The sequence below is a fragment of the Nocardia sp. NPDC005746 genome (assembly GCF_040630785.1).
Lineage (GTDB): Bacteria > Actinomycetota > Actinomycetes > Mycobacteriales > Mycobacteriaceae > Nocardia.
Window position 1 is genome coordinate 106228 of sequence record NZ_JBEXYE010000007.1, and the last position, 17309, is coordinate 123536.

At 65.5% G+C, this 17309-nt stretch carries 22 protein-coding genes; 12 read left to right on the top strand and 10 right to left on the bottom strand.

Annotated features, from left to right (window positions below; translation table 11 throughout):
• Positions 1–67: 67 nt before the first annotated feature.
• Together ABZ412_RS15565 and ABZ412_RS15570 are read left to right on the top strand one after the other, a co-directional pair.
• Positions 68–913, top strand: coding sequence for a hypothetical protein (locus ABZ412_RS15565; RefSeq protein ID WP_357281139.1), 846 nt, complete (start codon positions 68–70; stop codon positions 911–913).
• A gap of 719 nt (positions 914–1632) precedes the next feature.
• The gene (locus ABZ412_RS15570; RefSeq protein WP_357281141.1) at positions 1633–3297 is read left to right on the top strand and encodes an FAD-dependent oxidoreductase; all 1665 of its coding nucleotides are present in this window, start codon (positions 1633–1635) and stop codon (positions 3295–3297) included.
• A 46-nt stretch (positions 3298–3343) separates the two neighbouring features.
• On the opposite strand, the gene ABZ412_RS15575 is transcribed toward ABZ412_RS15570, so the two are convergent.
• Together ABZ412_RS15575 and ABZ412_RS15580 are read right to left on the bottom strand one after the other, a co-directional pair.
• On the bottom strand, positions 3344–3715 hold the full coding sequence (locus ABZ412_RS15575; RefSeq protein WP_357281143.1) for a nuclear transport factor 2 family protein: 372 nt from the start codon (positions 3713–3715) through the stop codon (positions 3344–3346).
• 99 nt (positions 3716–3814) lie between these two features.
• A complete protein-coding gene (locus ABZ412_RS15580; protein ID WP_357281146.1) occupies positions 3815–4237 on the bottom strand; it encodes a VOC family protein in 423 nt (140 codons plus the stop codon).
• Positions 4238–4465: 228 nt separating this feature from the next.
• On the opposite strand from ABZ412_RS15580, the gene ABZ412_RS15585 reads away from it, so the two are divergent.
• Both ABZ412_RS15585 and ABZ412_RS15590 read left to right on the top strand, forming a co-directional pair.
• The gene (locus tag ABZ412_RS15585) at positions 4466–5161 is read left to right on the top strand and encodes an alpha/beta hydrolase (RefSeq protein ID WP_357281148.1); all 696 of its coding nucleotides are present in this window, start codon (positions 4466–4468) and stop codon (positions 5159–5161) included.
• Between the two features lie 158 nt (positions 5162–5319).
• Positions 5320–5832, top strand: a complete 513-nt coding sequence (locus ABZ412_RS15590; protein ID WP_357281151.1) for an alpha/beta hydrolase — start codon at positions 5320–5322, stop codon at positions 5830–5832.
• Positions 5833–6146: 314 nt separating this feature from the next.
• Here ABZ412_RS15590 and ABZ412_RS15595 read toward each other — a convergent pair whose 3' ends face one another.
• Positions 6147–6368: a hypothetical protein gene (locus ABZ412_RS15595; RefSeq protein WP_357281153.1), complete on the bottom strand. Its 222-nt coding sequence runs from the start codon at positions 6366–6368 to the stop codon at positions 6147–6149.
• 93 nt (positions 6369–6461) lie between these two features.
• Positions 6462–6641, bottom strand: a complete 180-nt coding sequence (locus tag ABZ412_RS15600; protein WP_357281155.1) for a hypothetical protein — start codon at positions 6639–6641, stop codon at positions 6462–6464.
• A gap of 63 nt (positions 6642–6704) precedes the next feature.
• Between ABZ412_RS15600 and ABZ412_RS15605 the strand changes: the two genes are divergently transcribed.
• From ABZ412_RS15605 to ABZ412_RS15615, 3 genes are all read left to right on the top strand, one after another.
• Positions 6705–7724, top strand: coding sequence for an alpha/beta hydrolase (locus ABZ412_RS15605; RefSeq protein WP_357281158.1), 1020 nt, complete (start codon positions 6705–6707; stop codon positions 7722–7724).
• 60 nt (positions 7725–7784) lie between these two features.
• Positions 7785–8015 (top strand): hypothetical protein, encoded by a 231-nt coding sequence (locus tag ABZ412_RS15610; protein WP_357281160.1) that lies wholly within the window; start codon positions 7785–7787, stop codon positions 8013–8015.
• A 380-nt stretch (positions 8016–8395) separates the two neighbouring features.
• The gene (locus ABZ412_RS15615; RefSeq protein ID WP_357281162.1) at positions 8396–8842 is read left to right on the top strand and encodes a response regulator; all 447 of its coding nucleotides are present in this window, start codon (positions 8396–8398) and stop codon (positions 8840–8842) included.
• Between the two features lie 14 nt (positions 8843–8856).
• Here the strand turns inward: ABZ412_RS15615 and ABZ412_RS15620 are convergent, their stop codons facing one another.
• Positions 8857–9435 carry a TetR/AcrR family transcriptional regulator gene (locus ABZ412_RS15620; protein WP_357281165.1) on the bottom strand — a complete coding sequence of 193 codons (579 nt, stop codon included), beginning with the start codon at positions 9433–9435 and terminating at the stop codon, positions 8857–8859.
• Here ABZ412_RS15620 and ABZ412_RS15625 point away from each other — a divergent pair.
• From ABZ412_RS15625 to ABZ412_RS15640, 4 genes are all read left to right on the top strand, one after another.
• A complete protein-coding gene (locus ABZ412_RS15625; protein WP_357281167.1) occupies positions 9325–10074 on the top strand; it encodes an SDR family oxidoreductase in 750 nt (249 codons plus the stop codon). The genes ABZ412_RS15620 and ABZ412_RS15625 overlap by 111 nt on opposite strands.
• A gap of 203 nt (positions 10075–10277) precedes the next feature.
• Entirely contained in the window at positions 10278–11102 is an 825-nt protein-coding gene (locus ABZ412_RS15630) for an alpha/beta hydrolase (protein ID WP_357281170.1), read from the top strand.
• 63 nt (positions 11103–11165) lie between these two features.
• A complete protein-coding gene (locus ABZ412_RS15635; RefSeq protein WP_357281172.1) occupies positions 11166–11831 on the top strand; it encodes an isochorismatase family protein in 666 nt (221 codons plus the stop codon).
• 131 nt (positions 11832–11962) lie between these two features.
• Positions 11963–13201, top strand: coding sequence for a thiolase family protein (locus ABZ412_RS15640; RefSeq protein ID WP_357281175.1), 1239 nt, complete (start codon positions 11963–11965; stop codon positions 13199–13201).
• A gap of 491 nt (positions 13202–13692) precedes the next feature.
• Here ABZ412_RS15640 and ABZ412_RS15645 read toward each other — a convergent pair whose 3' ends face one another.
• Positions 13693–14172 (bottom strand): hypothetical protein, encoded by a 480-nt coding sequence (locus ABZ412_RS15645; protein ID WP_357281178.1) that lies wholly within the window; start codon positions 14170–14172, stop codon positions 13693–13695.
• A gap of 147 nt (positions 14173–14319) precedes the next feature.
• Between ABZ412_RS15645 and ABZ412_RS15650 the strand changes: the two genes are divergently transcribed.
• Positions 14320–14772: a hypothetical protein gene (locus tag ABZ412_RS15650; protein WP_357281180.1), complete on the top strand. Its 453-nt coding sequence runs from the start codon at positions 14320–14322 to the stop codon at positions 14770–14772.
• Between the two features lie 436 nt (positions 14773–15208).
• Here ABZ412_RS15650 and ABZ412_RS15655 read toward each other — a convergent pair whose 3' ends face one another.
• The 4 genes from ABZ412_RS15655 to ABZ412_RS15670 form a co-directional block, all read right to left on the bottom strand.
• Entirely contained in the window at positions 15209–15943 is a 735-nt protein-coding gene (locus ABZ412_RS15655) for a PAS and ANTAR domain-containing protein (protein ID WP_357281183.1), read from the bottom strand.
• On the bottom strand, positions 15940–16125 hold the full coding sequence (locus ABZ412_RS15660) for a hypothetical protein (protein WP_357281185.1): 186 nt from the start codon (positions 16123–16125) through the stop codon (positions 15940–15942). The genes ABZ412_RS15655 and ABZ412_RS15660 overlap by 4 nt, the downstream gene beginning before the upstream one ends.
• Positions 16126–16187: 62 nt before the next feature.
• The gene (locus ABZ412_RS15665) at positions 16188–16559 is read right to left on the bottom strand and encodes a cold shock domain-containing protein (protein ID WP_357281187.1); all 372 of its coding nucleotides are present in this window, start codon (positions 16557–16559) and stop codon (positions 16188–16190) included.
• Entirely contained in the window at positions 16540–16761 is a 222-nt protein-coding gene (locus ABZ412_RS15670; RefSeq protein WP_357281189.1) for a hypothetical protein, read from the bottom strand. The genes ABZ412_RS15665 and ABZ412_RS15670 overlap by 20 nt, the downstream gene beginning before the upstream one ends.
• Positions 16762–17309: the final 548 nt, after the last annotated feature.

Here is a 17309-nt window from a genome sequence, read left to right on the forward strand (position 1 = left end):
CGTGGCGGGGACTGTGGATCGCACACAGAATGGGAGGGTTGCCGGATCCGAGTGGAAAGGAATATCCATGGTCAGCTCGGCGGCTCCGGCGCGCTCCGACAAGATCGTTCCTGGTCGCGCATTGGGGGCGCTGACCGCTCTCGTGTTGCTCCTCGTCACGGCGCTCGTTCTGGCTCCTCCTCCACTGGCCGACACGGGGAACCGCGGCTTCGCTGATCAGAACGAGCTGCGGCAGGCCTTGCGTGATGGCTTTGTGGCGTACTGGAATTCCGGTGGCTCGACTCGGCCGCCGGCTCTGACCAGCGTCATCGACTATTGGTTCCGCTTTCATGTGGCCAAGGGCGTGATCGCGGTGCTATTGCTCGTCACGCTCGTCGCTCTGGCGGCGCTGCTCTGGAAGGCGTACCTGCGCGCCGGCGGGTTCAGCGCAGGGCAGCGGTCCGCGCTGGCGACGGCGGGTGCGGTGATCAGTATGTTCGCTTTCGGGGCACTTCTGGTGGTGATCGCGAACATCCAAGGGGCGGTGGCGCCTTTCTCCTCTTTGCTGCCGATGCTGCCGTCCGGCGCGAACGACCCCCAGCTGACCACCGCCTTTGACCAGATCCGGCAGCAGCTGACCGAATCCACCGGCACCACACCGCCCGTTGACGACATGGTCGGCGATTTCGCGCGTTACCACGTCACCGTGGCCGTCATCGCCGCGATTCTCGCGATCACCGCGCTCGGCCTCACCGCGGTGTCATGGAGAAGGTTCGTGCGGTCCTCGGACACCCGAAGCAGGCGTCTCCGGTGCGCGTCCGGGATCGTCACCGCCTTGCTGTCGCTGGCCTCGACCCTCCTGCTGGCAGCGAACACCTCGGCGGCGATGAACTCCACGACTGCGCTGTCCGCCTTCTTCAACGGCAGCTGGTGAGCCATGCGGAGCGCTCTCAGGCTCTCGGGAATCCGGGCGGGAGCGGCTGGCAGTCGGGGCCGACCGTGCCCGCGCCCTGGTACTCGGGATGGTCGCTCGAAGGCTGTCAGGAAGGTCTCCGGCTCGACCGCGGGCAGATCGGTGCCGCATATTCCCGCAGGGGCGGTTGCTGATCGGCCGCGAGCGGCGGCTCGTGCGCCGCACCTGTCAGCTGCGCGGCTGATCAGCGGATCCCGGCCGGCCCGCCGATCGTCACCACTGCGCCCAGCTCGTGCCGACGGGCACTACGGACGACAGCGAGTGCGCGGGCCATCGGTTCGGTCCGTCCCCACAACGATCCCGATCGCATCGCGCCTCCTCCGGTTCGACCGTCGCTGAACCGAGCCCGACCGGTGTCGGCCGGTCACGGACGACCTCAACACCTGCTATACCAATAGTGCAGATTCGATCACCGCTCCAAGGCTTTCCATCGAGTCGCGGATGAGGTCTTCGACCACCCCGGGCCCGTCCGAGTCCGCGGTCTCGATGAACTGCACACCGAGCTCCACCGCAGGCGGAGCACCCCGATGGCGGCGTTCTCGCCGCCACCTCGGCAACGAGGGAGATCAGCATCGCGCACACCGCCGAGACACGAACATCACCCATTCATGTGATGTCGGCACCAGCGCGCCAACACAGAGGACGAGCCGAAGCAGATCCCACGACGAAGGCCAGATGCGATGTCGGATACCCAGGTGGCGGCGTTCCCCGAGCTGAATGCCGAGCAGATGGATCGGCTGCGCGGCTACGGCATCAGCGAGAAGGTCCGCGGCGGCGAGGTTCTGGTCTCCACAGGCCAGTTGGTCTACGACTTCCTCGTCCTCGATACGGCCTCGGCCGAAATCGTGCGCGAGGCCGACGACGACCAGGCCGAAGCGGTCGTGGCCCAGGTACCACCCCGGCGCTTCCTCGGTGAACTCAACCTGATCACCGGACAGGCGGTGTATCTCACCACGCGCGCCACCGCCGACGGCGAGATCATCCGCATCGATCCCGCGAACTTCCGCCGACTGATGGCAGAGGACACAGCACTGTCCGACCTCATCCTGCGCACATTTCTCCAGCGCCGCCACGAATTGCAGACCGGGGAAGGCGCGCTCAGCGTGCGGATACTGGGCAGCGGTCAGTCGCGAGAATCGCTGGCGCTGCGAACATGGGCCGTGCGCTCCAGGATCGCGCACACGTGGATCGACATCGACTCCGAATCCGGGCGCACCCTCGCGCAGTCGCTCGATATCTCACCCGGCCAGCTTCCGATCGTCGCGACACACACCGGTCTCATTTCGAACGCGACGACGGCACTGCTCGCGCAAGCCATGAACTTGACCTATGCGCCGAGCGCCCCGGCGAGCACGGAGAGCATCGTCGACATCGTGGTGGTCGGGGCGGGTCCCGCGGGGCTGGCAGCCGCGGTCTACGGCGCCTCCGAGGGCTTGCGAACGATGGTGTTCGAGGCGGTCGCCGTGGGCGGGCAGGCCAGTGCGAGCTCTCGTATCGAGAACTACCTGGGATTCGAATCCGGCATCAGCGGAACGGAATTGACCGGGCGCGCGATGGTGCAAGCCCAGAAGTTCGGTGCGCGCATCGCCAGCCCGTGCATCGTGGAATCGGTGCACCCCATCGACGGAACCTTCGAGGTCTCGCTGTCCGATCACACCACGGTCCGCGCCCGCACTGTTGTCGTCGCGACTGGGGCCCGCTTCCGAACCCTGAACCTGCCACGCTGGCACGAGCTCGAAGGCCGTGGGATCTTCTACGCGGCCACCGAGGCCGAAGCGCGGCTGTGTGAGGGTGGGCCCGTCGCCGTCGTAGGCGGCGCCAACTCCGCCGGACAGGCAGCGTTATTCCTGGCCAACCACGGCTGCCCGGTCGCCCTGGTCGTGCGATCGAACGACCTCTATGGCGGGATGTCGGCCTATCTCGCACACCGCATCGAAGCAGACTCCCGCATCCAGGTCCGGCTCGAGTCCGAAGTCACCGCGCTGACCGGGGACCGCAACCTCGCGGGGATCGCCGTGACCGACCACCGAACCAACCATGTTGACGCGCTGGACTGTTCGGCTCTGTTCTGTTTCATCGGCGCGGACCCGGCAAGTTCCTGGCTCGATGGCATCCAACTCGATGCCGAGGGATTCATCCTGACCGACTCCGCGCTGCTCGCGCGCGAGAACAGTGCCGGCTGGAACCCGGTCGACCGTGTCCCACTGCCCTTCGAGACCAGTGAGCCCGGGATCTTCGCGATCGGAGACGTCCGAGCCGGATCCATGAAGCGTGTCGCCGCCGCTGTCGGCGACGGCGCGAGCTGCGTGCGTTCCATCCACCAATACCTCGGCCTCACAAGCTGATACGCCAGCCTCTCCGGCCGGCTGTTCAGGCCCCCGTACCGAGCCGTCAGAGCGGCGGCCGGATCTCGGTGACGATGGTGTAGAGCTCGGCGATGCGGCCGTCTTCGACCCGGGCGATGTCCATCCCGCTGACCATCGGAGGCCGGTCGGGCGGCCCGTAATGGAAGCCGAGGTGACCGATGTCGTCGAGCCCGGACGCCGGGCCCGCGGGCCAGAAGACCCAGTCGGGGTTCTCCACCAGCATCTCCGCGGCCCTACGCTCGAACTCGGCACGGCCCTGATTGATCCGGTCCGGTTCATGCCACACCACATCGCGGGTGTAGGTCTCGGCGATCACGGCGGCCCGGCGATCGGGGTCGGGTTCGTTGAAGACATCGAGCAGGTTGCGTCGCATGAGCTCGGGGGGCGAACTGGTCATGTCGAATCCTTTCCTATCCCGGTGTCAGCGTCGCTGCCGATCATCCATCACAGAGTCGGCACGGCCAACGACCATGTCGGTTCCACGCCTCGTGTACTCCTAGCGTGCCGCGCTCCAGGCTTTGTGGACGAACTCGATGCGGTTACCGTCGATGTCGCGCACATTGGCAGAGTAGTAACCGGGTGCGAAGTAGGTTCGGTCCGCCGGTTCGCCTTCGTCGATTCCGCCTGCCCTGATAGCCGCGGCATAAGCGGCGTCGACCATTTCATCGCTGTCGCAGACGATTCCGAGGTAGAGGCCCGTCTCGCCGGACTCGCGCTGTCGCAGCCAAATGCTCGAGCCGACCCGCGCGCCGGAGATGTAGTCGGCGTCGCCGATGCCGAACAGGTCGGGCACGTTCTCCGGCCCGGAGGATGCGTTGTAGTTACCGAAAGCGCGCCAGCCCGCCGGGGCGAGAGCCTCGAGGTAGAAGGCCAGCGCCTGCTCGATATCGGTGACGGAGATGTAGACGTGATCGATCACTGAACATCCTCTTTCCACGCGAAGGCGTTGACCTGGGCGAACTCGTCGAAGGTTCGTGCGGGGCGGCCGGTGATCTGCTCGACCTGAGGCTGGTTATCACCGAAATATGTGAGGGATTGGACGGTCTATTCTGTCCCAGGATGGTGTTGCGGAATGTAAGCGAATCGGTGCCGGCCGGGTAGGTCGCTCACGGCTGACCAAGGCCGGCCTTCGTCAAAGGAGCAGCGCATGTCATCGCAGACCAAGCCGAGCATCGTATTCGCCCACGGGTTGTGGGCCGACGGATCATGCTTCAGCAAGCTCATCCCCTCGCTGCAGGCGGAGGGGCACGAGGTGTTCGCCTCGCAGCACGGCCTCAATTCGCTCGAGAGCGACGTCGCGTGCGTCAACTTCACGATCGACCACGTACCCGGCCCGGTCGTGCTCGTCGGCCATTCGTACGGCGGAACCCTGGTCACCAAGGCGGGCATGCACGACCGCGTCCGTGCGCTGGTATTCATCGCGGCGCTCGCTCCCGACGAGAACGAGACGTCCCAGGACCAGCAGAACCAGTTCGCCCGCACCCCGCTGTTCGATCACATCGAAGTCGGCGGCGGGCGCATCTGGCTGAAGCCCTCGGGCGTCCCGGACTTCTGCGGCGACCTACCGGCGGCCGAGCAGCGGCTCGTCCTTGCCACCGGCGCCGTGCCGGACGCCGACCTGTTCAACCAGCAGGTGCCGGGCACCGCCTGGAAGACCAAGCCGAGCTGGTACATCGTCGCCAACAACGACCGCACCGTGAATCCCGAACTGGAACGTGCCGCGGCCAAACGCATGGGCGCCAAGACCTACGACATCGACAGCAGTCACGTCCCGATGCTGTCGCATCCCGAGTTCGTCCTCGACGTCATCCGTGACGCCGCGGCGTCCATTCGGAGCGAGTAGCCGAGCCGGCGGACCGCCACCAATGCCGAACGCCGAACCAGGACGGCTCGGTCAGGGTTCGATTTGGCAGAAGCGTGATCGATCGATCGCTGCTCGACTGATCTACGTCAAATGACGGATGCCTTGGCTGTTCTGCGCCCTATATTCGATTGTGCCGTATGGCAATTCACTCGCAGAGGGAGAGTTCGAACGGTGGCGCGGTCATCACCGAGGCGGGGACGCACGAGAAGGTGGCCGCGCTCGTGTACATCACCGCATTCGCGCCGGACAAGGGTGAATCGGTGAACACGCTGCTCGGCACATTCCCGCAGGACGGCCCGCAGCCGCCGATCCTGCCGCCGGTGCAGGGATACCTGTTCCTGGACCGGGCCAAGTTCCCGGACTCCTTCGCCGGCGACCTCGCCGCACAGGATGCCAAGTTCCTGGCCGATTCACAGGTGCCGTGGGGTGTGGAAGCGCTCGGTGGGGCCATCAATGAGGCCGCGTGGAGGTCCAAGCCCAGGTGGTACCTGCACGTCAGCGAGGACAAGATGATTCCGCCCGCGGCACAGGTGTCCATGGCCGAACGCATCGGCGCGACGGTGGCCGAAACGCCTGGCAGCCATGCCATTTACGTGTCCCGCCCTGCAGCGGTCGCCGCCATCATCCGCACCGCGGCCGAAGCCGTCTGACTCAGCGGTCGGCGATGACGTGCCGCCGGCCTCACCCGGGCGTGGGGCCGACAGACTTCGTTCGCAGCGAGCGCCGTGTTCACGGCCGTTTCTCGACAATCATGTTCGGGATCAAGCTGATCGGAGATGATGCCGCCGGGAAGGGGATCCGGCGACACCCACGGCGACAACGGCTGCTCGCTCATCATCAGCGTGTCCACGAGCGGCCGCGGGCGGGTACCCCGCGCCGCCCCGGCGCCCATGTCAAGTCCTGGCCAGGCTGAGCGCTTGGCTTGAGATACCGACCGCCGGTGGCCCGGATCCCCGAGATGCGGTCAGGCGCCCCGGATTGCCGGTACAGCCTGCACGCCGGGAAACCGCTTGTGCAGCTGTTCGATCTGACGGCGAACGGCGGCGAGTTCATCGTCGTGCCGTGAGGTCCCAGCTCCGATCGGGAGGGATTCACGGCGCCGGACCAGCGTTTGCGCGTGCTCGGTGAGCTCCCGCAGGAAGCTTCGGGCTTGGGCGAGTTCGGGGTCTTCGGGCATTGTTCTCATATCGGCAGGGTGCACGCATCGGCGGGAGCGTCACGCGGGGGCAATCATTGAACCACGGGCTGTCAACCTGAGGTTTGCCAACTGTTCAGCCTCTCAGATCGATCCTCGCGCGCCGAAGCAGCACTCACCCGGGGCGGAGCCCGTGATCTGCCCCGCGCGGACCGAGTGCACGCCACCCGCCAATTCGACGGCCACCTGGTTCATCGAAACAGCCTCGAGCCCTTCAGCATCGGCGCGAGCGACCGCGGCGGCGATGCCGTCCTCTGTTGACATCCTCCAGAACTGTTTATACCTTAAACACAAATGTTTACGTCATACACAGTTTGAGGAGTCATCATGCGGATCCCGGGCTCGAAGTACGCTCAGCGACTGCGCATCACCACCGAGAACGGCATCGACGAAGCCGGGTTCGTGCGTATCGGCGGGATCGAGCAGTGGATCTCGATCCGCGGCGAGGACCGCGGCAATCCGGTGTTGCTCGAAATCCACGGCGGCCCGGGTGCTTCCAATCTCATCTACACCGGGCGTACCCGCGAATGGGAGCGTCACTTCACTGTCGTGCGCTGGGACATGCGCGGCGCGGGAAAGACTTTCGGCCGGACCGGGCCCACCGGGCAGGGCGAGATGAGTCTGCGGCGACTGGAGCTGGACACCCTCGAGGTCACCGCGCACGTGCGCTCTCGGCTCGGTGTCGACCGGGTCGTCCTGATGGGCTGTTCGTTCGGTTCGTTCATCGCGCTGCGCGTCGCCCGCGGCAACCCGGAGTTGTTCTCCGCCTATGTCGGCACCGATCAGAACATCAGCGACCGCGGGCGCGACCACACCGCCTACCGCGGACTGCTGCGGCGCCTGGACGAATCCGGCAAGAACAAGGACCTCGCCGCTGTCACCGCCATGGGCGCAGACCGTTCGGCGTGGACGACCGAGCAGTGGTCGCAATACAACAAACACACCGTCGGCTCGGACCCTCTCACCTTCGACACCGTCAAGAAGGTCGTCATGGGTTCGCTGCTGACCTCACCGCTGCATTCCCTCGGCGAGGTCCGCACCTACATGAAGGCCATGGGCTTCTCCGAATGCCGTGCCCCGCAATCGGTCACGATCGACGAATGGGCCGAGGGCACCGACTTCTCGATCCCGTTCTTCCTCTTCCACGGCGAACACGACGTCATCACCCCGGCGCAATCGGCCAAGCGGTTCTTCGACGACGTCACCGCCCCGATCAAGGAATTCGCCCTCATCGAGAACGCGAGCCATTTCGCGGCCTTCCGCCGGCCCGACCGTTTCCTCGACCTCCTGCTCACTCACGTCCGACCCACCCTCGACCTCGAGCCGAGCAACACCCGAAACCAATAGACCGACCCGCTGTCGATCAAGAGACAAACTCCGTACAACCATGACGAATGAGGATTGAGAGTGTCTTTCGAGAACTTGCGCACCGCGGTCCGCGGCGGCGTGATTCTGCCCGGCGACTCCGATTTCGATCGAGCGGCGCAGCCATGGAACACCACAGTCGCGCAGTCCGTGGCCGCCATTGTCGAGGTGGCCGACACGCTGGATGTGGCGACGGTGCTCGAACTTGTCGGTAAGCCGCCCGACGAGTTCTCTGATCTGCTGATCCTCATCATTTGCTGCCATAGTTCATGATCGCCGCACCCCTGCACACGGTCAGCCGCCGTGAATTCGATTGGGGCAGTATGCCACGATCGGCGCCATCCCGACAGCGCCTATATCGCACGCGTGCAAAGTAATTCGATGGCAGATCCGCCGAATACGCGGCTGCTCGATCGACATGATTCGGCGCTCACGGTCTCCGCATCACCGGTCATGGGAGGTCAGCGTAGGAATCGCGGGTTTGTGAACGCCATGAAAACAACCGACAAATTCATTGCCGAGAGATTGCTGCTTGACATAGTGTCGAAGAACGTCGATCGCGACGCTGCCATTTCCAGTGGAGCGCCGGTTTCCATTCAGCTTCACCACGCTGCGAATTCGACGGTCGGGAACCCGTCAGCGTAGGACCCACCATGAGTCAATTACCGTATTCTGCAACAGAATTCACACTGCCGCCGATCGCTGCGGCTCAGCCCAGCAAGGTCCTTGTCGTCGAGAGCAACCCGGCGACGGCGGAGATTGCGGTACTGGTGCTGGCCAACGCCGGCTATGAGGTGATCTCGGCCAGCAGCGCGCAGCGCGCCGTGACGGTCGCACAGCGATGGAAGCCGGACGTGGTACTGGTCGAGCTGGCCCTGCCGGACCGGCCAGGCGCGTATGTGTGCCGGCAGCTGCGGAAGCGGTCACCCATTCCGATCATCGCGACCTCCCTCGATGGCGACCCGGATGCCATCGACGACGCCTACATGGCCGGTGCGTGTGACTACCTTCCCAAACCGCTGCGAAGCGGTGAACTGCTCGACCGCATCCGAGTCCATCTCGCGGCACCGCAGGCGGTTCGAGGCGACGCTGCCGCCTAGAAGACGAAACCCGTTCAGCGGGGCGGACGGCGTAATCCGTCCATCGTCAAGTCCAGCAGCCGCTCGGCCTGCTCGCGTTGCTCAGGCTTCCCTGAGGCCAGGGCGATTCCGGTGAGTGCGGCGAACATGTCTGTCGCGCTGATGTCGGGCCGAATGGCGCCCGTCCGTACCGCGGTCTCGAGCAGCGCGGTCAGTGCGTCGAGCATCATCTCCTTACTGCGGGCGTAAGGGTCGGCGCCGGATTCCACCAGGGCGCGCAGCGCGTCGGCCATGCCGAGTTTCGCGGTCGCGTAATCGATGAAGCGGCCCATCCACTCGCGCAGCGCCCGCTCCGGGGGCATCGACTCGAGCAGCTGTGGAGCCGCGTCGCACAGTCTGGACAGCTCGTTGCGGTAGGCGGCCTCGATCAGCACCTCGCGCGTCGGGAAGTTCCGGTAGAGCGTCCCGGAACCGACCCCGGCCTCCTTCGCGATCCGTTCGAGATGGATGGAAAAGTCGCCGTCATCACCGGCGGTGCCTCCGGGGTCGGCTTGGGCATAGCCCAGGAATTCATCGATGAAGGTGCCACGGTGGTCATTACCGACCTGGAACAACAGGCACTCGACGACGCGGTGAAAAGGATCGGCGGCGACTGCACCGGCATCGTCGCCGACGTCACGCGTTCGGCTGATATGGAAGCGGTGTACCGCGAGATCGAGTCACGGCACGGGCGACTCGACATTGTCGTCGCGAACGCCGGCATCGGCGCGCACGCCGTGCTCGGCGAGATCACCGAGGAACAGTTCGATCGGACCTTCGACGTCAACGCCAAAGGCGTGCTGTTCACCGTGCAACCAGCACTTCGGCTGCTACCCAAGGGTGGGGCCGTGGTCGTCATCGCCTCGACCGCCTCCATCGAGCCGCCCACCGGGATGAGCATGTACGGCGGGGCCAAGGCGGCGATCCGCTGCTTCGTCCGAGCCTGGATTCAAGACGTGAAGGGCTCGGGCATCCGGATGAACGTCCTCAGCCCGGGCGCCGTCGACACCGAATCCCTGCGCGGCGCATTGGGAATGGTGCGCACACCGGAGCAGGTGGCCGAGGCTGTGCGGCAGATGGGCGAGGGCAATCCGACCGGTCGCATCGCCGATCCCCGGGAGATCGGGAAGGCCGCGGTGTTCCTGTCCAGCGAGGCGTCGAGCTTCATCACCGGTGCCGAACTATTCGTCGACGGTGGCATAGCCCACGTGTGAAGCGTTCCGCGACGAGGCCACCGAAGAAGTTGGCGCATGGCCGAAAATGAGGTTTTCATGGCGCGTTGAGCGGGGCGCGACTCTTCCGGCATCACGCAGACTGATCCGGCGCCGATCAATCCGAAGCGTTGTCGCCCAGCCAGTTCCAATTGTCTCAACCACGACCTTGGGCGATTCGAGTACGCAATCACAAGGAGTCCCCTATGCCTGTCGTCACCACACCCGACGGCGTCGATATCTACTACAAGGATTGGGGCAGCGGACAGCCCATTGTCTTCAGTCACGGCTGGCCCTTGTCCTCGGACGACTGGGACGCACAGCTGATGTTCTTTGTGTCCCACGGTTTCCGGGTGGTCGCTCACGACCGGCGTGGCCATGGTCGTTCCGCCCAGGTCGCCGAGGGACACGATATGGACCACTACGCCGATGACCTGGCTGCCGTCGTCAACCATCTCAATTTGTCCGACGCGGTTCACGTCGGCCATTCCACCGGCGGCGGGGAGGTCGTGCGGTACCTCACCCGGCACGGACAGGATCGGGCGGCCAAAGCCGTTCTGATCAGCGCGGTGCCGCCGATCATGGTGAAGACCGCGGACAATCCGGGTGGATTGGACAAGTCGGTCTTCGACGGCATCCAGGAGCAGGTCGCCACCCGACGGTCCGACTTCTTCCGCTCGTTCGCCGAAGGACCGTTCTACGGCTACAACCGGCCCGGTGCAAACCCCTCCGAAGGTGTGATCGCCAACTGGTGGCGGCAGGGCATGGCCGGCGGCGCCAAGGCACACTACGACGGCGTCGTCGCCTTCTCCCAGACCGACTTCACCGATGACCTTGCGAAGATCACCATCCCCACCCTCGTCATGCACGGGGAAGACGACCAGGTGGTCCCCATCGAAAACACCGGCGTCCGCTCGGCCGAACTGTTGCCCAACAGCACGCTGAAAACCTATCCGGGCTTCCCGCACGGCATGCCGACCACCGAGGCCACGACGATCAACGCCGACCTGCTCGCATTCATTCGCTCCTGAGCAACGACTCCGCCTCGAATCCCGAGGCGGGTAACGACTTACCGAACTCATCGACGAGGACCCATGCCGAAAACACGACCCGAGCGTGTCCGCGACCCGAGGGCAGATCACCTGCTCACACCCCAGAACTGCGCGATCGTCCTCATCGACTTCCAACCGGGCCAGTACGCCACGGTCGGATCAGCCACAGCCGAGGAGATCGACCTCGGTGCGGTGACCCTCGCCAAACTCGCACACGCCTACGCGATTCCGACAGTCGTGACGACCGTCGCGGTGGACATGGGCGTCAACGAGCCGACCAACCCCGGGCTACTCGACGAACTCCCCGGTACCACGGAGATCGACCGTACCGGGGTCAACGCTTGGGAGGATGCCGATTTCCGGGCGGCGGTCGAGGCCACCGGCCGGCGAAAGATCATCATGGCCGGACTGTGGACCGAGGTGTGCCTTGCGTTTCCGACACTCGACATGCTGCGCGAAGGCTATGAGATCTACCCCGTCGTCGACGCTGTCGGCGGCGTGTCGGCAGTGACGCACGACGTGGCGATCACTCGCATGGTGCAGGCGGGTGCCCAGCCGATCACTTCGCTGGCCCTGGGTTGCGAGCTGATGCGCAACTGGGCACGCTCCGATTCGGACCTGTATCGAGTGATCATCAACGACTACTTCCGACGCAAACGGGTCGTCGGAACCAACAGGGAGAATCCACTGCATCGGGCGGTCGGATAGCTCACTGTCTACCAGTTCGGGCCGTCGGTCGGCGCTGGTGTGGCGGATTTCCTCGGAATCGAGGCAAGATCGGAAGCGTCGGCGACGGCTCGCTCGTTGAGACCCTGAGAACACTGTCGAAGGAGATCGTAATGGCGGAAGCGTTCGTGCTCGGTGGTGTTCGGACCCCCTTCGCCCGGTACGGGGGTTCGCTGTCACACCTTCGGGCCGACGACCTGCTGGGGATGACCATGAAGGGTGCGTGCGAACGCGTCGGCGTGGGTCTCGATCAGATCGAGGACATTGTCGCGGGCTGCGTCAATCCGGCCCACGAAGGTATGGGTGATGTCGCGCGGTGGGCGGCGCTGGCGGCGGGATTCCCCGACACGGTGGCCGGGGCGACGATCAACCGGTTCTGCGGCTCGTCCCTGAGCGCAACCGTCAATGTCGCGCACGCGATCAGAGCGGGGGATCTGGGCGTCGGGATCGCCTGTGGTGTCGAGTCGATGTCGCGGTCGGGATGGGCCTTCATGAAGGGCGACAGCCCGTTCGGCCCCCGCGGCCCGGTCATCCTGCTCGACACCATGTGGGCGGGTGCGGGCGGTCCCGCCAATCCGGCGCTGCTGGCGCGCAATGCTTACATCGGAATGATCGAGACAGCGCAGAACGTCGCCGACCGCTACGGGTTGACCCGGGAGGAAATCGACGCGTTCGCGCTGCGGACGCAGCGAAATGCCAAGGCGGCCAGGGATTCCGGGCGGCTGGCCAAGGAGATCATGCCGGTGGAGATCGCCGCGACGAGGAAGACTCCCGCCCGCCTGTTCGAGCACGACGAATTCATCCGCGACGACACCACCGCCGAAAGGCTGGCGGCGCTGACCCCGCAGCCGGGGACTACGCAGATGACGGCGGGGAACTCGACACCCCTCACAGACGGGGCCAGCGCATTGGTCCTGGCTTCGGGGGAACGAGCGGCCGAACTCGGAGTAGAACCGCTGGCTCGGGTGGTGTCCTCGGCGGTGTACGGGATCGATCCGCTCTACATGGGTCTGGCCCCGGCGTGGGCGCTGCCGCTGGCGATCCAACGCGCCGGCCTGACACCCGAGCAGATCGACGTGTGGGAAGTACACGAGGCATTCAGCGCCCAAGCCCTGGGCGTACTGCGTGAACTGCCCAACCAGCTGGACGGCTTCGTCATCCCCGACGAGAAGCTGACACCGAACGGCGGCGCGGTGGCGATCGGTCATCCGTTCGGCGCTACCGGCGCCCGCTACGTCCTGACCTTGGCCACCGAACTGCGGGAACGCAATGCGCGCTACGGCGCGATCGGAGTCTGCATCGGATCCGGTCAAGGAGTCGCAATCGTCCTCGAAAACCCGTCCGCCGCCTGAGAAATCTACCGAGGGAACGACGTACGGGGTTCCCCGTGAGGTCAGGAGACGACCTCGATGAGCTCGCCGGTGCGTTGTCGAAGACGAATCCCGGCGTGGTCGCCAACCGCACTGCGGATTGATCGCCTTCTACCAGCTCAGCGCGATACCCGAATAGCCCTCCGCAATCGTCACCGCGATCGACACCGAACACCCGCGCCGATCGGCCTCCCCACCATGAATCTCGATACCTGAGAACAACTTCCGCGCCCAGGCGCCACGCACCTGTCGATCAATGTGATGCACCACAGGAGCATTGCTTGTCTAACGTACAAACTCTCGAAGCTGCGCCACCATATCGGTGATCTGATCTTCACCCTTGACGGTGACCTCGGAATCTGTGTCGACAGCAACAACCTGCTGCTCCCAGGGCCGACGAGCTGGCCGACCGACGTCGCGATCGAACCCGACCAGTATGTCGCCGCTCGACGGATGGTCTGCCGGCCCGGCGCTCAGCCCGACACCGCCATCCTGGATGTCCCGGTCATTCCCGCCGCCGAGAATTGGCGATGCCCCGCACAATTGCCGAACTGCGGGAGACCCGCGACGACCGGGTGCGTGAGGAAGAGGAGATGGCCCGCCAGCTTCGGCGCGAGGAACTCCTGCGCGAGGACCCGGCCCGGCGGATCGCACAGGCACAGTGGGCCCAGGTGTTCGCCATGGCGATCTGTCATCTGCAGGCTGCCGAGCTTGTTGGACACCAATACTTTTCGACACGTTTTCTCGATACATGGCCGGTTCGGGTGACCTGGGACTGCGAACCACACCGCGCCGAGGTGTCGATGGTGTTGTAAATCGACCGTTTTAGAGACAGGGTCGATCGGTGATCCTGGCAGCAAATTTGGTCGCTGCCGCGCGGTGGGTCGTCGCTGCCGTTCCATCGCGGTCAGGTCTTTGACGCTGGCCAGTTCCGGGCGCATCGCCGACAACACCAAGTCCGCCTCAGCCACTACCGACGACGAGCACACCCGCTCACCTGAGCCGCGAGGTCGGTCAAGCCCGCCTGGCCTCTGCACGCTCTCCTCGGATACGCCCGCCTCTCGGAGAGGCTGGCGTCTCGATCCCTATGATGTGTGGGCATGTTCGAGTTCGTTCTCTGGGGCTCCACTGGACTCATCGTGGCGGGGCTCCTCGCATTCTGGTGGCGTCAAGATGCCAGAGAACGCAAGGAGACCGAGCTCTTCAAGCGGTGGGCCAACGCGACCGTCTGGAACAGCGATCCATCGGCGAAGATCGTGTCGATATCTCGGACGGTCGAGGATGTCGCCACGCTCAGCGACGGCGTCGTGGAGATCGAAGCGGTCTTGACCTCAGACTCGCCAGTAGTCGCGGAAGCGGGATGGTATCTCCTCATCACGGATTGGACGGATGCTCGAGACCGTGCGAAACGAGGCGAACCCATCGCGTTCGGGCCCGCTGAGATCCTCGACTCGTTCCCACCCCACACGCCTGAGCTCGTAGATCGACTGAGGGGGCGAGGGGATCGACCACCTCGCCTAGCGAGTCGGCTGCTCGGGCTCCGGGGACTCTAGGGTGTGTCCTCACTCGCGACTCACTCGAGAATCATCGCGCGAACCATCACCGGCTTCAGGAGACACGCCCTAGTACTCCAGCCGTCAGCAGAATCGGCAATCTCCCGAATTGCGAAGTGCGGCTGGAAGCGTCCGCGGCTTGCAGGACACGATCCGCCGACACCTCCTCGCTCAGAGCAACTGATCCGATCGCCGCAGTCCAGCGCAGTACGGCCACCGTGGGAGACAGCATGGGATGACATCCCTGCGGCACAGTTGGTCAGTGGACCGATCGCCCTGTCGTTTTCCCGATGGGGTAGGCACGCCGAGCCATATAGCCAGGTCCTGAGGCGCGCCTGGCGTGCGGTCTACCTGCCCATCGGATGTGCGCTACACGGCCAGGAAGGGCAGGGGTCAGCGTTTGCCGACGGCTCACCAACTCCGGAGCCTTGCGCAATCAGCGCCGTTCAGTCCCTGGGTGAGTTTTCGAGGTGTGAGGCCCTTGGTCGACCGGCGTGGGAGGGGCGTGCTGGTGCAGGGTTAGCAGCAGGTGATCGAATTGCGAGCGTGTCGCCGGTGTGATCTGGATGGCGGCGATTTCGGTGATCAGCCGGGCCGCGAGATCTCGCAGGCGGATGTTGGTTTCCTGTGAGCGCCACACCAGTACTCGGAATGCTTGCTCGGCGCTGATGCCGTAGACGAGCATCAGCGCTCCTTTGGCCTGCTCGATCACTACCCGATGTTGGAGTATCCGCGGTAGCAGGTCGTCGAGGATTGCGTGGGTCTGTGCGGGGTCGCGGTCGGTCAGGTCGATGTAGTAGCCCTCGGTGCCGACCACGGTGCCGGCGTCGTCGGTGACCGAGTCCGACACCACCACGACATGGTGCTCGATGCCGTGGGTGTCGATGATGCGGTGGCGGCTGGAGAAGGGCGCGTGGTCGTGCACCGAGGAGACCAAGGCCGCTTCCACCCGGTCGCGGTCATCGGGATGTTTGTGCGACAGCAACAGCTCGGTGGTCGGGGTCACTTCGCCGGGCGTGTAGCCGTGCATGTGGGCCACCTCGTCGGACCACTCCCAGCGTTGGTCGGCGAAGTGGAACCGGAACCAGCCCGCTTGCAGTGCGTTGCCGGCGGCGACCACCTTCTCCACCGAGGCCACCACCTCAGCGGTGCCGCGGTCGTCCTCGGTCATGGCCTCAGTGTCGCACCCGGCGGCTGGGCGGCAGCCATGATGGTGTTCCACCAGGATCGCAGGGGGCTGGGTTCGGGCCAGTGCACCACCGGTGCGTCACCGGAATCGGGGGCGGTGGTGGGCGTGTGGCCGATGTCGCGGCGATGGTCGGTGCGGGTATGCGGATGCGGTCGGGAGGTCATGATGATTCCTCGTGCTGGCGTGGTGGTCGTGTCCGGACGGAGGTTGTGGGCTGGGGACCGTGTCATGACATGTGGTGTCGGCAGCGCGATCGGTGTTGTCGTGCCTGGTGGGGGCGGTGCGACGGGGTGGGTGCGGTGGTATGGGTGCGGGTGTAGGGCACGACGCGGGTGGCTTCGGGCCCGCGGGGGGTGTCGGCGGCGGTGAACACCACCGGCTGCCCGGCGTGCAAGGTTTTGAAGCCGGGGACGTCGATCGCCTGGTAGTCGACGAACACCGCAGGACCGGTATCGGGAGTCAGGAACCCGAAGCCCTTTCCGGTGTTGAACCAGGCGACCTGGCCGTGCCGCCAGCACCGCGATCCCTTCCCGCCGCTGGTGTGTGGGTCGCAGCGGGTGGTGTCGGTGGGGGTGGTGTCAGTCGCGGGCGTAGTCATAGTCGTCATCGAGATCCAGTGGGGTGATCCAGGCTTGGTCGAAACGGTCGGCGAGCGTGGCGGTGTCGATGGCGGCGCGCACCCGTTCGTGCGGCGGCTGCAGCGCGGCGGTGTCCAGGCCGGCGCCGCGGTCGCTGTCGTCGATGTGCTGGGCGCGGTCGAGGTCGCTGCCTGCCGGGGCGAAGGTCGCGGTGGTGGTCATGGCGGTCTCCTCCTCGGGTGGGAGTCGATTCGGTGAAAGGGCCGGGTGAGCCCGGAAGCTCGAGCTGACCGGGCTCACCCGTGGGTGGAAGGAATCTGACGTCGTGTTGTGAAGGGCCGCATGGGGGCGGGAGCGACGCGCCGTGCCTGCGATGCCACCTCGAGTGGCTGTGCACACCCGTGTCGGGTCGGGGATCGGTGCCGGGTGCAGGCTCCGGGGTCGACGCGGCCCGCCTCCCACGCGGATCGATTGAGCTGTCGGGCGATAGGCATCACCTCCTGCAACGTTCACGATGTCGAATTCGGGCCGCCATGCCACCCGGACTCGGAGGACCGCGCGGAACCGGTGGAACCGGGCCCGGATTGTGGCCGCGGGGGCACAGGCGGGCGTACGGTCCGACGCGCGCCCGCCCGGACCGGCGCGACCACGGCGCCGGCACCGGGTTCGGGCCCGGCCGCGGGGCGCGGGGCGCGGCACCGCGCAGGATGTCGTCGACCTCGGCGAACAGTTCCTCGATGTCGGGATCCAGCGCGAGCAGCCGTGCATCG

Bases quoted from the DNA above. Each gene is read 5' to 3' on its own strand.
- ABZ412_RS15565 (WP_357281139.1), top strand. From the start codon at position 68: ATGGTCAGCTCGGCGGCTCCGGCGCGCTCCGACAAGATCGTTCCTGGT.
- ABZ412_RS15570 (WP_357281141.1), top strand. From the start codon at position 1,633: ATGTCGGATACCCAGGTGGCGGCGTTCCCCGAGCTGAATGCCGAGCAG.
- ABZ412_RS15575 (WP_357281143.1), bottom strand. From the start codon at position 3,715: ATGACCAGTTCGCCCCCCGAGCTCATGCGACGCAACCTGCTCGATGTC.
- ABZ412_RS15585 (WP_357281148.1), top strand. From the start codon at position 4,466: ATGTCATCGCAGACCAAGCCGAGCATCGTATTCGCCCACGGGTTGTGG.
- ABZ412_RS15590 (WP_357281151.1), top strand. From the start codon at position 5,320: ATGGCAATTCACTCGCAGAGGGAGAGTTCGAACGGTGGCGCGGTCATC.
- ABZ412_RS15595 (WP_357281153.1), bottom strand. From the start codon at position 6,368: ATGAGAACAATGCCCGAAGACCCCGAACTCGCCCAAGCCCGAAGCTTC.
- ABZ412_RS15600 (WP_357281155.1), bottom strand. From the start codon at position 6,641: ATGTCAACAGAGGACGGCATCGCCGCCGCGGTCGCTCGCGCCGATGCT.
- ABZ412_RS15605 (WP_357281158.1), top strand. From the start codon at position 6,705: ATGCGGATCCCGGGCTCGAAGTACGCTCAGCGACTGCGCATCACCACC.
- ABZ412_RS15615 (WP_357281162.1), top strand. From the start codon at position 8,396: ATGAGTCAATTACCGTATTCTGCAACAGAATTCACACTGCCGCCGATC.
- ABZ412_RS15625 (WP_357281167.1), top strand. From the start codon at position 9,325: ATGGATGGAAAAGTCGCCGTCATCACCGGCGGTGCCTCCGGGGTCGGC.
- ABZ412_RS15630 (WP_357281170.1), top strand. From the start codon at position 10,278: ATGCCTGTCGTCACCACACCCGACGGCGTCGATATCTACTACAAGGAT.
- ABZ412_RS15635 (WP_357281172.1), top strand. From the start codon at position 11,166: ATGCCGAAAACACGACCCGAGCGTGTCCGCGACCCGAGGGCAGATCAC.
- ABZ412_RS15640 (WP_357281175.1), top strand. From the start codon at position 11,963: ATGGCGGAAGCGTTCGTGCTCGGTGGTGTTCGGACCCCCTTCGCCCGG.
- ABZ412_RS15650 (WP_357281180.1), top strand. From the start codon at position 14,320: ATGTTCGAGTTCGTTCTCTGGGGCTCCACTGGACTCATCGTGGCGGGG.
- ABZ412_RS15655 (WP_357281183.1), bottom strand. From the start codon at position 15,943: ATGACCGAGGACGACCGCGGCACCGCTGAGGTGGTGGCCTCGGTGGAG.
- ABZ412_RS15660 (WP_357281185.1), bottom strand. From the start codon at position 16,125: ATGACCTCCCGACCGCATCCGCATACCCGCACCGACCATCGCCGCGAC.
- ABZ412_RS15665 (WP_357281187.1), bottom strand. From the start codon at position 16,559: ATGACTACGCCCGCGACTGACACCACCCCCACCGACACCACCCGCTGC.
- ABZ412_RS15670 (WP_357281189.1), bottom strand. From the start codon at position 16,761: ATGACCACCACCGCGACCTTCGCCCCGGCAGGCAGCGACCTCGACCGC.